Raw genomic sequence first — 13,306 nt, 5'->3', positions numbered from 1 at the left:
TTCATCCGTGCGCCATTAACCAGAGTGCGCCTGTTACACACAACACAAACAGCGAGAGATCGAACAGGGTGGGATGCCAGACCTCACCCGACGCAAGCCAGCCGCGCAGAAGCGGGTGGATAAATAACCAGATAACAAAACCGGCCAGCACCGCTTTAAACAGGGGAGGGAAATAGAGTGAGGCGCCGAAAATCAATTCGGAAAGCGGGCTGATGCTGAAAAATCCTTGGCGAATGATATCCATTGCAGTGCAGTATCCTGGAACCTGTGCGTGAAACAATTTCAGCCGAAACTGTTCACTTGGTTATTTGTAATTTAAACTTCGGGCTTGCAAAATGCTATACAATGCAGCTTGATAGCTGCGTACATACATTATAAGGAGATAGCATGGATACCCCTCTCGGCACGGATCTGTCCAGGCTGGTGCGAATCTGGCGAGCACTGATTGATCAACGTTTGAAGCCGTTAGAGCTGACTCAAACGCACTGGGTAACACTGCACAATATCCATCAACTGCCGCCTGAGCAGTCGCAAATCCAGTTAGCGAAAGCCATTGGTATCGAGCAGCCTTCTCTGGTCAGAACCCTGGATCAACTTGAGGAGAAAGGGCTGATTACCCGGACCACTTGCGCCCACGATCGCCGGGCCAAACGCATTAAGCTGACACAACAGGCAGAACCAGTCATTCAGCAGGTTGAACACGTGATTGATATTACCCGGGATGACATTCTCTCCGGTATCAGCCGCGACGAAATCAACCAGATGGTGACGCTGATTGCGCGTCTTGAAAAGAATATTCTCGAACTGCAAAACAAAGAGAAATAAGACCGACGCGCAGTGCGACCGGCACCGGCGTCGGTTGGTCACTGCGTTAACGCGGAGAAACGGTAACCTGACTACCGTCGGTGGCCAACGCAACACGTTGTCCGACTGAGTAACGGCTGGCTGCCTGTTTCTGCACCACCATAATGGTGTTGCCGTCATCCTTACGGATTTCCAGCTCAACGCCGTCAGTTTTGTTCATTGCGCCTTGTACGCCCTGACCTGCAACGCCACCCAGCACCGCGCCTCCCGCTGTTGCCAAGCTACGTCCTGCACCACCGCCGATGGTATTACCCAGGAATCCACCCAGTACGGCGCCGCCAATGGCCCCAATGATGTTGCTGTCGTCTCCACCCTGGATTTTAACCGGGCGAACTGAGACTAAGGTACCGTAAGAAACACTTTGTACCTGCTTGGCCTCACTGGCACTGTAGGTATCGCCCGATAACGTATCGGTATTGCTACAGCCCGCCAGCATCGCACCAGTCAAAGCGACCACAATTAAACGCTTAATCATTTGAAACTCCTTTATTCAAGAATGCGCCATCTCTATCGCGAAATCCTGTAAACAGTATAAGACAGAAAACTGGCGAATTAACCTTCTGCGGAATAAAACATGGCTGTCGACAGCATAGACCGCAAATTTTTAACAATGATTCAATCAATCATAAAAATACCCGGGACGTTAACCACCAGACAGTTTATTGATTTAAAACAAAGTAATCGTGGATTCAGGGCCGATATTTTGTCAGGCTACAGGCAGCGTATTCACTTTTTCATCCCGATGAAAGGAACGGCTATGAAATCAGGACGCTACATTGGCGTGATGTCGGGTACCAGCCTTGATGGGGTCGATGTCGTGCTGGCCGCCATCGACGAAAATATGGTGGCGCAGCAGGCGAGCTACTGCCATCCCATGCCGCCCGATCTGCGCCAGAGCATTCTGGCGATTTGTCAGGGCCAGGCAGTGACGTTGTCGCAACTGGGGCAACTGGACACGCGACTGGGCCAGCTATTCGCTGACGCAGTACTGACGCTTATGCAGCGCGAGGCGCTGGAGATGAGCGATGTGGTGGCGATTGGCTGTCACGGTCAAACGGTATGGCATGAGCCGCACAGCGCGGCACCCAATACCTTACAAATTGGCGATAACAACCAGATAGTGGCGGCAACAGGCGTGACGGTTGTCGGGGATTTCCGTCGGCGCGATATGGCGCTGGGTGGGCAAGGCGCGCCGCTGGTGCCTGCCTTTCATCAGGCCCTGTTAATGGATGCCACGGAACGGCGCATGGTGCTGAATATCGGCGGTATTGCCAATCTCTCCCTGCTGATTCCGGGGCAGCCCGTGCGCGGCTTTGATACCGGGCCGGGCAATATGCTGCTGGACGCATGGATATGGCGTAATCAGGGGAAAGCCTATGATAAGGACGCGAACTGGGCGCGAAGCGGTAAGGTCAGTCCTGCATTACTCGAAGCGCTACTGCGTGAACCCTGGCTGGCGCGGGTGCCGCCCAAAAGTACCGGACGCGAACTGTTTAATCTGGGCTGGCTTGAACAGCATTTGCGCCACTTTCCCGGCATCGCTGCTCAGGATGTACAGGCCACGCTAAACGAGTTCACCGCCGTGACCATTGCGCAACAGGTGCAACTCAATGATGGCTGCGATCGGTTGCTGGTATGCGGGGGCGGCAGCCGAAATCCGTTGCTGATGGCCCGCCTGGCGGCGCATCTGGCCGGAACAGAAGTCACGACAACCGATACCGTCGGGATTAATGGTGACGACATGGAAGCGCTGGCATTTGCCTGGCTGGCTTACCGCACACTGTCTGGTTTGCCGGGCAATTTACCTGCGGTGACCGGGGCGCGGGAGAAAAGCATCATCGGGGCGATTTATCCGGCGAATCCGCGCTTTTACCGCTGAGAGAAAGGGGACAGGTTTGTCCCCTGAGCAGAAGGCGCGTAAAACAGCATCAGGCCACGCCGGGCAGGTGCGTCAGTTTACGCACGCCGGTAATGACGGTGGCGACGATCGTTTCACGTCGTGTAATGACTTCAACCTGGTAGTATTTGCTGCGATAGGCAATTGAATAGATAACCGGATGGTATTTGTTTCCCTCACCATAGCGGGACATATGGGCTTCAAGCGCGCGCGAGGCGGCTACGATATGGACGGGTTCTTTATCACCGCGGATGATTTGCTTCATTCAGTTCCTCAAATGCTGTACCTGTGGGGCGCGCCTTAAGACGGCGCGTGACTTCGGCCTTTAACACTGAACATCTGACTGCTTAACATCTTTGATAATTTAAAAACAGCGTGCACGTCGACTATTGCAATGCGATGACACAATCTGAAACGCGCTTCTAATATTTAGCAGCGCGTTTTCAGTCCGGCAAGGAAGAACGAAAAATTCACTTTCCTGCGGATAACCGTCTTATTTTAACTCGGGCCAGGTAACAGAGGAGACGCCGTTGACTTTCGGCCAGGAGAAAAGAAACCCCTGGAATTGTGAAACGCCGGCCGCTTCCAGCCACATCCATTCTTCGGGCTGTTCAATGCCCTCTGCAATCACGGTAATTTCCAGTGACGAACAACAGGCTAAAATAGCGTGCACAATAGCCTGCTTCGGGCCGCTTTTATGCACATTGCTGATAATGCTGCGATCAATTTTTATTTTGTCGGGCTGAATCTGCGTCAGTAAGGATAGCCCGGCATAGCCCGCGCCAAAATCATCCAGTGCCACGCTGATGCCCGCTGCTTTGAGCTGTTTCAGCGCCGCTGCAAAGTCGTCAGGACGGGAAATGATTTCATTTTCGGTAAACTCGACCACGATCTGCTCAGGAACCAAATCGTGGGCGTAGATTTCAGTAAGCAGAAACGTTACGGCATCCGGCACCAGCACCAGCGACATGGGCAACAGGTTGACTGACAGCATAATGCCGTCTATCCCCAGCGCCTTCGCCTGTGCAAAAGCGATGCGTTTGGACTGCAGATCGTCGCGGTAGATGTTCTCCGGCGGGAGGCGTGAAAAGTAATCCTGTTGTGTTTCGCCCTGCGAGCCCCGAAGCAGGGCTTCCAGCGAGACGATTTTACGTGCAAGGGGATCGATAATCGCCTGAAAGGCAAAATTGACGCCTTCGTGATTAATCAGCGCGTCGTCACCTTCGCGCACTTCCTCATCATCACTGATAAAATCCCAGCTTTCCGCTGAGGGAATTTCAAAATAATTCTCTTTTTCCCGTGCTTCGACAAAGGTGCGCAAAAATTTAAGCGCTCTGTCTTCATAGGTCAGCTGATATTTGGTTGTGCCTTTTTCAAGCACGGCATTAAGCACAGTGGTTTTATCGTATTCACGCAGATCAAACAGCTCCATGCCCACGTTACCGAAACGGCGGGAAGGCGCATAATCCCGCATTAATTCCACAATATTATGATGGCTGGTATCACGGCAGATACGTTCGTAAACCGCCAGTACATCATTCTCTGGACCTTCAAGAACCTGAAAAAAATGGGTGCCATTAAATAATAAGATGCCGGTAACGCTTGATGACTCATTAATTTTATTGGCTTTAGCGACCAGGCCTTCCAGCATTTTCAGTGGAACATGATCAGCGATGTGACTGCGATAGATAATTGTCGACAACATAACGTCTTCCAGATTCTTGTTCTTTTTACCGCACACATTGCCAAAACCCAGACCGGGCGGCCCCGAGCCTGCGTGAATGCCGTTGCAAAATGTGTTTGAGCCAGGCGTTTCCAGCATGGCGCAAGGAGGGTGCTTACCTGTGAGGTTCCGTTGTCACAGACGGGTTAATAGCGTTCAGATCACGCTGTCGGGCATCAACCGATTTGCTCTGGTTTTTTCTTTACCAGCGTGGTATCGCATCGTTTCCATTATATCAGTACTTCGACGTCCGGCGAGGAAATCCTGGTGTCTTTTTTGCAGTTTATGAACGGTTAATAAAGCGGTTTCTCTGCCTCAGCAGTCAGGTTACGCGAGGTAATCAAATTTTCTCTTTCATCTTCTCCTGCACGGGATTTAAAAAGGGTAGTGCCTTGATTTGGTATGATTTTCTTAGCGGGAGGCCAGACGATAAGGCTGAACGTAATGATTAAGACGGCGAACCGAACTTTCCGTATAAACCGTTTTGTAAAACAGGATGCTGATACAACATTAACGGAAGGGCGAAGATGGGTTGCGAATAAATCTCAAAACCACCGTTTTATAATTGCCTGCGTAGTTTTAGGCATAATTCTCAGCTAGTGTTAATGACGCTACATTATTAAATAAAATCATATTTTGCTTTTTCTCACCTGATTGATACAGCAACCACCGGGGGCAGTACCATGCTTAAATCAAGCTACTATTATGTGTGTCCATACAACAGAAGCGGATGGATCATTCATAAAGAAGGCTGTGTTCATCTTTATAACAGCCGTGGCCGGGAATTTATTGGTTCACTGTATAGCCGTCAGCAAGCGCTGACAGTGGCAAAAATCCATCATCCCGAAGCGATTCTGTGTACGGTCTGTCTGAGCCACTATGTCTGTCCCACAGCCGGCAACCGTCTCACTTCCCGTGGCCGTCCGCTGCCGACACGACATACGCCAAAATCATCCTGAATAAGGCTGAGTGATAAAGCAGGGACTATGATGTCAGAAGGCGGAGGGCGCCGGTCAGCCCGACGTGTCAGAAGTTGAAATGGCGATTGCTGAGCCCGTGAAATAACGGGCAGCGGCGCTGTCGTGCAGTCAATAAAAAAGCAGCTGCGAACAGCTGCTTAAGTCGGTTAAGCCTGTTTAGGCTGACCGTTTGAGGCGGTCAGGCCGCCATCGACAGGCAGATTCGCCCCGGTAATGTAGCAGGCGTCGTCGCTGGCAATAAACGCAATCGCATCAGCGATATCTTCCGGCTCTCCGGCGCGACGTAGCGGAATACGGTCGTAGAAGCGTTCAAGCAGTGCCTGATCGTTCTTAACGCCTTCGGTCAGGTCGGTAAACGTAAAGCCAGGACAAATGGCGTTGACCCGCACGCCATCGGTGCCGTAGTCCATCGCCAGTGAGCGGGTAAAATTGGTGATTGCGCCTTTCGCCGCGTTATACACACTCATGCCCCAGTCGCCGCCCAGGCCTGATACTGACGAAATGTTCACGACGTTGCCCCGGGTTTTCAGCAGGGCAGGCATAAAATAGTGCACGCAGTGGAAGACGCCGTCGAGATCAACGCTCATCAGCTTTTTCCAGTCAGCGAGTTCAATCTCGTGAATGCGGCCCTGCACGATGATCCCGGCGTTATTCACCAGCACATCAACGCGGCCATATTTTTCTTCAACGCGGCTTGCCAGGGCCTGAACCTGGTCGGCTTCAGCGACATCACAATCGGCAACCATATGGTCCTGACCCGACAGTTGTGCCGCGACCTTTTCCAGTTTATCCCGGGTACGTCCCACCAGCACAACAGACGCGCCTTCCTCCGCAAAGCGTTTTGCACTCGCTGCGCCAATTCCTGATCCGGCGCCTGTCACTACAACGATTTTTCCTGTAAATCTGGACATGTTGCCTCCTTAATGGCGTTGCTTTTCTGTTGATACGCGTTTAAGCCTGGCAGCCACCAGGCTCAGGTCAAGCGCAGCGCGTCCGGATGCGCAGAGTTTAACCTGAGCAATCGCGGTACGCGTTGCGCTAACGCCGGCCTAAGGCCTTCTGAACAGCGCCATACTGCGGCCTTCCAGTTCGAAGTCCTTTTCCTTGGTAATCACCAGACCGCGTTTATCCACATCGCTGGTGGTCAGTTCCAGCACCCAGCCGCCGTCACCGAACTGCGGAATACGGAAGGGCACATTACCCTCGAAAGGATTAATTAACATCAGCACGTCATACCAGATTCCTTCCTGATTCTGCAGGTCGGGCCGACCGATATAAACGCCAAGGGTTGAGCCTTCATCCCACTGTTCAGCCTGTTGCAGACCGCCGCCCGCATTGAACCATTTAATTTCCATGCCATCGCGCCAGCTTTCGCGCCGCAATAACGGCTGGGTTTTACGTAAGGCGATAATGTGACGGGTAAATTCGCGTAACGCTTCGGCGGAAGGGGGCAGATTGTCCCAGTGAACCCAGGAAATTTCACTGTCCTGACAATAGCCGTTATTGTTGCCCATCTGGCTACGGCCAAACTCATCGCCTGCCAGCAGCATGGGCGTACCGTGCGAGAAAAACAGGGTGGCCAGGAAGTTACGCTTCTGACGCTCACGGACGGCATTGATGCCTTCGTCATCCGTCGGCCCCTCAACGCCATAATTGTACGAACGGTTATCGTTATGCCCGTCGTTATTGTCTTCACCATTGTCGGCATTATGCTTCTCGTTGTACGACACCAGGTCGTTCAGCGTGAAGCCATCATGCGCCGTGATAAAATTGACGCTGGCCCAGGGGCGGCGACCGCGCTGGTCATACAGATCGCCGGAGCCAAGCAACCGCGCCGCAAAGTCGGTAGAGACATTATTGCCTTTCCAGTAATCACGCACCGTATCGCGATACTGATCGTTCCATTCCGCCCAGCCCGGCGGGAAACCACCGACCTGATACCCACCCGGACCAATGTCCCACGGTTCCCCGATCAGTTTTAATCGGGAAAGCAGCGGATCCTGAGTAATGGCGTCGAAGAAGCCGCCGCGTGGATCGAAGCCTTCCGGTTCACGTCCCAGAATTGTACCCAGATCGAAGCGGAAGCCGTCGATATGCATGGATTCTGCCCAGTAGCGCAAGGAGTCCGTGACCATCTGCAACACACGTGGATGCGAGGTGTTGACCGTGTTACCGGTTCCGGTGTCGTTAATGTAGTAACGATGCTGGTCCGGTAATGTACGGTAGTAGGAGAAGTTATCGATGCCTTTAAACGACAGGGTTGGACCGAGCTCATTGCCCTCGGCCGTGTGGTTATAAACCACGTCCAGAATCACTTCGATACCGGCATCATGGAAGGCGCGCACCATATCGCGGAATCCCTGAATACCACGCGGGCCGAAATAGCGTGTGGCCGGGGCAAAAAAGTTCAGTGAGTTATAGCCCCAGAAGTTTTTCAGCCCTTTATCCAGCAGGTGTTGATCGTCGGGAAACCAGTGCACCGGCAGCAACTCGATTGACGTAATGCCCAGACTTTTGATATAGCCCACCGTCGACTGATGGCTCATGCCGTCGTAGGTGCCGCGCACCTCCGGGGGTAACGCCATGTTCAGTTGGGTGAAGCCTTTCACATGGGTTTCATAAACGATGGTTTCTGACCAGGGAATCTGCGGCCGGTTCTGATCCTGCCAGTCAAATTCGTTCGGATCGATGACGCGACATTTCGGCGTAAAAGGCGCACTGTCGCGATCGTCAAACGTCAAATCTTTATCGTCGTGATACAAATCATATGCGAAGTGCGCCTCATTCCAGGCAATATCGCCGGCCAGTTCGCGCGCATACGGATCGACGAGTAATTTGTTAGGGTTGAATCGGTGACCGTTTTCCGGGTCGTAAGGGCCATACACCCGGTAGCCATAAAGCGCACCTGGCTGTAAACCCGGCACGTAACCGTGCCAGATCTCATGCGTAAACTCTGGCAGCTCCAGACGGGCGATCTCCTGCTTGCCGCTGGGATCATAAAGACACAGCTCTACGCGTTCTGCATGCGCAGAAAACAGCGCAAAGTTGACGCCTTGCCCATCATAATTTGCCCCAAGCTGATGGGCCGATCCCGACGTAATTTCAAAACGATGATTTGACATCTGTCCCTCTCAATTAACGAACCCAGTAACGGCGTTTTAGTCCTTGTACCAGCCTGTTTCTAGCAAGCTAACAGTGCCAGTGCCCAAAAGTTATTTAACCTGTCCAGCGCAATATGGTCGGTCAGGGTGATTTCCTCGCCGCTCAGCAGATCGCGGTAGCGTCGATGCGCCAGCGCCTCAGGCAGCGGGATCGCGGTGTCATCCCAGCGTCCGGCAGGCGGGGACGTCAGCGTCTGTAGCGTGTTAAAAATCAATCGCGGCGTAATCACGATAATCGCCTCGTCACCCTGCGTGCGGGCAAACGCCAGCAGCGCGTCCTCATGGGCGCCCTGTGCCGTCAGCGGCAGGTACGCGCCCCGGGCAAACAGCGCGGGGTGCGACTGCCGGGCGTTCAGCAATGCCTGCGTGGCATACTGGTTCACGTGACCACTGAGCCAGCCCTCAGGCGTATCGGGCAGCGCGGTGATGCCAGCATGCAGCATCTTGTCCAGCGCCGCGTAATCGGGCTCACGCCGGTTGTCCGGATCGACCAGGCTGAAGTCCAGCGCTTCACTTCCCTGATAAATATCCGGCACGCCGGGTGCGGTAAGTTTGATGATTCGCTGGCTCAGACTGTTTATCAGCCCGGCCTGAATAAACGGCTGTAATGCGGCGACAAAATCCTGCAGAAAAGCCTGATTATCAGGGGAGAGCAGATGATGAGCGTAATCCAGTACCGCCTGTTCGTAATCCGTATTGTTCTCCGTCCAGTCGGTACGCAGCTTGGCTTCACGCAGGGCTTTTTCAACGTAGCCGGCAAAGCGCTCGGCCAGGGCGGCCAGTCCGGCCCGATCATCCGGTTGCAACGTCGGCGGCCAGACGCCCGCCAGTGCCTGAAAGAGTAGCCATTCCACGGTGGCTTCGGGTGCCGGACCCTCCGCAAGCGAGCGGACCGCCGGGCGATTCAGCTCACGCCAGCGCGCGACGCAGGCTGCCCACTTCTGCGGTGCTTCTGTCAGGGTATAGAGACGGGCACGGGCATCTTCGCCACGCTTGGTATCATGGGTTGAACTGGCGGAAAGAGCATCGGGCTGGCGCGCAAGGCGGTCCTGCATTTCCTCATGAAACTGCGCCGATGAAAACTGCGCCTGCAGCGGTTCTGCGCCCACTTCATTCAACGCCAGCGCCATGTTTTGACGATAAAACAGCGTGTCTTCGATGGATTTCGCCATCAGCGGGCCGGTCAGTTGCTGGAAACGTGTACGGAAGCTGTCTGCCTGCCCGGTCACCGCATGCGCCACATCACCCTGCATAATGCGCAGCAGGAAATCCAGCGCGTGGCTGTCCGGTGCATGGGCTGATGCCTTGACGTCTGCGGCGACCGCCTGCAACCGTTGCTGGTCATCGGCGGTCAGGCCCTGCGTATTGCCATAGGTACGATAAACCGGAAACGCCACCAGCAGCTCACGCAGCGCGTTGCGCAGATCGTCCGGGCGCACGGCGACGTGTTCATCTTCGGCAATAGCCGTGGCCAGCTGCAGCAGACGTGAAAACTCGCCGGCAAAGTTACGGTCTGCCATCAGGCATTTCGCTTTACGCAGTTCCTCTTCCATCTGCACGTCAGCGCCGCTGACGTCTTCCCAGGCCTGACGCAGTGATCCAAGCGTTTTATTATCCACCAGCACATGAGACAACGCGCTGATAAATTCATAGCCCGTGGTGCCTGAGATGGGCCAGTCGGCCGGAAGGTGTTCTCCGGCGCCCAGGATTTTCTCAACGGTGAGATAACAATCTGGCCCGGCGGCCTGGCGGAGCTGCTCCAGATAGCCTTTGGGATCGGCCAGCCCGTCAACGTGGTCAATGCGCAGCCCGTCAACCGCACCGCTGTGTACGAGGCTCAGAATAAGCCGGTGCGCATCTTCGAACACCGCCGGATCTTCCACCCGCACGCCCACTAAACCGGTGACCTCGAAAAAGCGACGATAGGAGAGGTCGTGTGCAGCATCGCGCCACGACATCAGCCGCCAGGGCTGCTGCTCATGCAGTGCCGCCAGGTCGCCTTTGCCGCTGAGCTGGAGCACCGCCGCTTCACGACCTTCCCAGCTTGCCGGGGTCAGCGGATAATAGCTTTCGAAATAGGCCAGCGCGGGCTTGCCTGTATCGGGATCGCGCTTCACGCTGAGCTCGCCATTTTCCAGCACGGTATCGATATCGTCGCCCAGGAACGGCAGCGTTAAGCGCCGTGACCAGTCAATATCAAAGTAACGTGCATAGCGGCTGTCCTGACCATGCTCAAGGACGTCGCGCCACCAGCCATTTTCCAGCGAGGCCGCCATGTGGTTGGGTACGATATCAATAATCAATCCCAGTCCGGCGGCTTTCAGGGCGCTGACCAGACGATCAAAGCCCGCACGACCGCCAATGGCCGGATCGATCGCGTTGACGTCGGTGACATCGTAGCCGTGGGTGGATCCCTTTGTAGCGGTAAAAATGGGCGAGGCATAAAGATGGCTGATGCCCAGGTCTTTCAGATAGGGCACCAGCGCCGCAGCACGATCAAACGTCATGCCGTTACGAAACTGAATACGGTAGGTAGCGGTTGGAATACTCATTTGCTGTCTCCCGCAGCCAGACGAACTACGATGGAATGTTGGGGCAACCGATCGGCCGCTTTCGGCCAGACAAAGAGGGTTTCACCGGGCATTTCAGGCAGCGGCTGGGCCTGCTCACCTATGTTCAGCGCCATGGACAGTGTCCCCGCAGGAAAGGTCCAGCTCACGGCAACAAAGCCCTCGGCGGTCGCCAGCACCTGACCGCTGTGACCGCCTGCGGTGGCCAGCAGCGGGACAATGGACTGCTGTCGGATTGCCAGCAGTGACCGGGTCAGCGTCAGCCAGCGTTGGCCTTCCTCACTTTCCAGCTTGCGCCAGTCCAGCTTTGAACGCACAAACGTCGCTTCGTCGTTTGGATCGGGCACGCTTTCGCCCTCATGACCGGCATGGCCTTCAAACTCTTTTGCCCGGCCTTCACGCACGGCTTTAGCCAGATCGCCATGAAAATCGGTAAAGAACAGGAAAGGGTGGGTTTCGCCATACTCTTCCCCCATAAACAGCAGCGGGATATGCGGTGATAACAGTAATGTCGCCAGTAGCACCTGTGTGCGTTCAGCGCCGGCCAGCGAAATCAGCCTTTCGCCCTGCGCACGGTTGCCCACCTGGTCGTGGTTCTGAATAAAATCAACAAAGGCCACAGGCGGCTGTCCCGTGCTGTCTACACCGCGTTTCTCACCGGACTGAACGGACACCTCACCCTGATAGACAAAGCCCTCGGCCAGCGCGCGCGCCACGCGTTTTTCAGGCTGATCGGCAAAGTCTTTGTAGTAAGCGTGCGTTTCACCGGTGGCGAAGACATGCACGGCATTATGGAAGTCGTCATTCCACTCCGCCGTAAACAGCGGCACGCCGCCGTCTTCCGTCCTGGGGTGCAGGAAAATGACGTTACGGCAATCTTCGGTGGTGAGGTGAATCTGGCGGTCAGGAATGTCCACCCGGATCCGCTCAGCAATCTCCGTCAGCACGTGCTTGTCAGCGATATCCTCAATCTGATCGATGGCATCAAAACGCAGGCCATCCAGACAATACTCCTGCAGCCAGAAAAGGGGCGCTTCCGCGATATAGCGGCGAACGGCGTCAACATCATAGGCAATACCCGCGCCCCACGGCGTCATGCGATCTTTGTGAAAGAAGTCGGGTGACAGCAGCGGCAGATAATTTCCGTCCGGACCAAAGTGGTTAAGCACGATATCGAGTACAACTGCAATGCCATAGCCATGCGCGGCATCAATAAACGCTTTGAAATCGTCGGGCGAACCGTAGGCGGCATGCGGTGCGTAAAGCAGCACGCCATCGTAGCCCCATCCGCGCTGGCCGCCAAACTGCGAGACCGGCAACACCTCAATCATGGTGATGCCGGTCTCAGCCAGATAAGGCAGTTTTTTAATTGCGGCCTGGAAAGTACCTTCTTCCGTAAACGTGCCGATATGCATTTCATAGACCACGCTTTCCTGCCACGGACGACCACGCCAGTCGGTGTTCTGCCAGCGATAGTGTGTCGGATCGATAACCAGCGACGGTCCACTGACATCATCCTGCTGCGCGCGTGAGGCGGGATCGGGGATAACGGTGCCATCGTTCAGCACAAAGTTGTACGCTGCGCCCGCCTGAATGCCGCTGGCATGATATTCAAACCAGCCGTCTTCGGCGGGTGTCATGGCACTATCCTGACCGCCCAGTCGCAGCGTGACCTGCTGCTGGCCGGTCGCCCAAACGCGGAAACGCACGCTCCCGTCGGCCAGAAACTCCGCCCCCCAACTCTTACAAAATGCTGTCGATCCCATTCCGTTGCCTCTTTAATCAGAAAGTACGCAATAAGCACCCTCACGCTATCGGTCAGCCGAGGGTACGGGTTGAAAATGTTGTTAACGAGATCAGGCACCCAGGAGAGGGGAACGCCTTCATCACCTCTGCCTGCGTTACTATTCAGAAAGTGTTATGTGTCATACCGCTTCAGACGCCAGGCAGCGTCTGATTCACACCATGCTTAAGCCCTAATCATAGACTACGTTGCCGCATTTACTGCGCGTGTCCGCCTTTGTACACGATTTATTCCTCAGCGAGGCTGATACGCACCGCCATCGGGCCCGCCCTGGTTTTCGCTGAATTTCATGGAAAATCAGATAAAA

General features: G+C 54.7%; 11 protein-coding genes. 3 read left to right on the top strand and 8 right to left on the bottom strand.

The window, feature by feature from the left end; genetic code table 11:
* Window position 1 precedes the first annotated feature (1 nt).
* Complete coding sequence (locus tag RAC60_RS02825; protein WP_324019814.1) at window positions 2–244, bottom strand: DUF1656 domain-containing protein; 243 nt, start codon at window positions 242–244, stop codon at window positions 2–4.
* Window positions 245–387: 143 nt separating this feature from the next.
* Here RAC60_RS02825 and slyA point away from each other — a divergent pair, with 143 nt between their 5' ends.
* The gene (slyA, locus tag RAC60_RS02820; RefSeq protein ID WP_006118997.1) at window positions 388–825 is read left to right on the top strand and encodes a transcriptional regulator SlyA; all 438 of its coding nucleotides are present in this window, start codon (window positions 388–390) and stop codon (window positions 823–825) included.
* A gap of 46 nt (window positions 826–871) precedes the next feature.
* Here the strand turns inward: slyA and slyB are convergent, their stop codons facing one another.
* On the bottom strand, window positions 872–1,339 hold the full coding sequence (gene slyB / locus RAC60_RS02815) for an outer membrane lipoprotein SlyB (protein WP_006118998.1): 468 nt from the start codon (window positions 1,337–1,339) through the stop codon (window positions 872–874).
* A 282-nt stretch (window positions 1,340–1,621) separates the two neighbouring features.
* Here slyB and anmK point away from each other — a divergent pair, with 282 nt between their 5' ends.
* Complete coding sequence (gene anmK / locus RAC60_RS02810; RefSeq protein ID WP_006118999.1) at window positions 1,622–2,743, top strand: anhydro-N-acetylmuramic acid kinase; 1,122 nt, start codon at window positions 1,622–1,624, stop codon at window positions 2,741–2,743.
* Window positions 2,744–2,792: 49 nt separating this feature from the next.
* Here the strand turns inward: anmK and RAC60_RS02805 are convergent, their stop codons facing one another.
* Both RAC60_RS02805 and RAC60_RS02800 read right to left on the bottom strand, forming a co-directional pair.
* A complete protein-coding gene (locus RAC60_RS02805) occupies window positions 2,793–3,026 on the bottom strand; it encodes a DUF4060 family protein (RefSeq protein ID WP_006119000.1) in 234 nt (77 codons plus the stop codon).
* Window positions 3,027–3,254: 228 nt separating this feature from the next.
* Window positions 3,255–4,466, bottom strand: a complete 1,212-nt coding sequence (locus tag RAC60_RS02800) for a diguanylate phosphodiesterase (protein ID WP_006119001.1) — start codon at window positions 4,464–4,466, stop codon at window positions 3,255–3,257.
* Between the two features lie 701 nt (window positions 4,467–5,167).
* Here RAC60_RS02800 and RAC60_RS02795 point away from each other — a divergent pair.
* Window positions 5,168–5,443, top strand: coding sequence for a hypothetical protein (locus RAC60_RS02795; protein ID WP_033741176.1), 276 nt, complete (start codon window positions 5,168–5,170; stop codon window positions 5,441–5,443).
* A gap of 167 nt (window positions 5,444–5,610) precedes the next feature.
* Here the strand turns inward: RAC60_RS02795 and RAC60_RS02790 are convergent, their stop codons facing one another.
* From RAC60_RS02790 to treZ, 4 genes are all read right to left on the bottom strand, one after another.
* Window positions 5,611–6,375, bottom strand: a complete 765-nt coding sequence (locus RAC60_RS02790) for an SDR family NAD(P)-dependent oxidoreductase (RefSeq protein WP_375092554.1) — start codon at window positions 6,373–6,375, stop codon at window positions 5,611–5,613.
* 138 nt (window positions 6,376–6,513) lie between these two features.
* Window positions 6,514–8,586 (bottom strand): glycogen debranching protein GlgX, encoded by a 2,073-nt coding sequence (gene glgX, locus RAC60_RS02785; RefSeq protein WP_375092553.1) that lies wholly within the window; start codon window positions 8,584–8,586, stop codon window positions 6,514–6,516.
* Between the two features lie 59 nt (window positions 8,587–8,645).
* Window positions 8,646–11,177, bottom strand: a complete 2,532-nt coding sequence (gene treY, locus RAC60_RS02780) for a malto-oligosyltrehalose synthase (protein ID WP_375092552.1) — start codon at window positions 11,175–11,177, stop codon at window positions 8,646–8,648.
* Entirely contained in the window at window positions 11,174–12,961 is a 1,788-nt protein-coding gene (gene treZ, locus RAC60_RS02775) for a malto-oligosyltrehalose trehalohydrolase (protein WP_375092550.1), read from the bottom strand. Before treZ ends, treY begins: the two co-directional genes overlap by 4 nt.
* Window positions 12,962–13,306 lie beyond the last annotated feature (345 nt).

The organism is Pantoea sp. BR_17 (assembly GCF_041955125.1).
GTDB lineage: Bacteria > Pseudomonadota > Gammaproteobacteria > Enterobacterales > Enterobacteriaceae > Pantoea > Pantoea stewartii.
Note: the sequence above shows the minus strand (reverse complement) of the source record. Positions and strands in the feature narration are given on the sequence as shown.

What these genes read in the sequence shown, in the direction of transcription:
- RAC60_RS02825 (WP_324019814.1), bottom strand. Translation starts at nt 244, where the DNA reads ATGGATATCATTCGCCAAGGATTTTTCAGCATCAGCCCGCTTTCCGAA.
- slyA (WP_006118997.1), top strand. Translation starts at nt 388, where the DNA reads ATGGATACCCCTCTCGGCACGGATCTGTCCAGGCTGGTGCGAATCTGG.
- slyB (WP_006118998.1), bottom strand. Translation starts at nt 1,339, where the DNA reads ATGATTAAGCGTTTAATTGTGGTCGCTTTGACTGGTGCGATGCTGGCG.
- anmK (WP_006118999.1), top strand. Translation starts at nt 1,622, where the DNA reads ATGAAATCAGGACGCTACATTGGCGTGATGTCGGGTACCAGCCTTGAT.
- RAC60_RS02805 (WP_006119000.1), bottom strand. Translation starts at nt 3,026, where the DNA reads ATGAAGCAAATCATCCGCGGTGATAAAGAACCCGTCCATATCGTAGCC.
- RAC60_RS02800 (WP_006119001.1), bottom strand. Translation starts at nt 4,466, where the DNA reads ATGTTGTCGACAATTATCTATCGCAGTCACATCGCTGATCATGTTCCA.
- RAC60_RS02795 (WP_033741176.1), top strand. Translation starts at nt 5,168, where the DNA reads ATGCTTAAATCAAGCTACTATTATGTGTGTCCATACAACAGAAGCGGA.
- RAC60_RS02790 (WP_375092554.1), bottom strand. Translation starts at nt 6,375, where the DNA reads ATGTCCAGATTTACAGGAAAAATCGTTGTAGTGACAGGCGCCGGATCA.
- glgX (WP_375092553.1), bottom strand. Translation starts at nt 8,586, where the DNA reads ATGTCAAATCATCGTTTTGAAATTACGTCGGGATCGGCCCATCAGCTT.
- treY (WP_375092552.1), bottom strand. Translation starts at nt 11,177, where the DNA reads ATGAGTATTCCAACCGCTACCTACCGTATTCAGTTTCGTAACGGCATG.
- treZ (WP_375092550.1), bottom strand. Translation starts at nt 12,961, where the DNA reads ATGGGATCGACAGCATTTTGTAAGAGTTGGGGGGCGGAGTTTCTGGCC.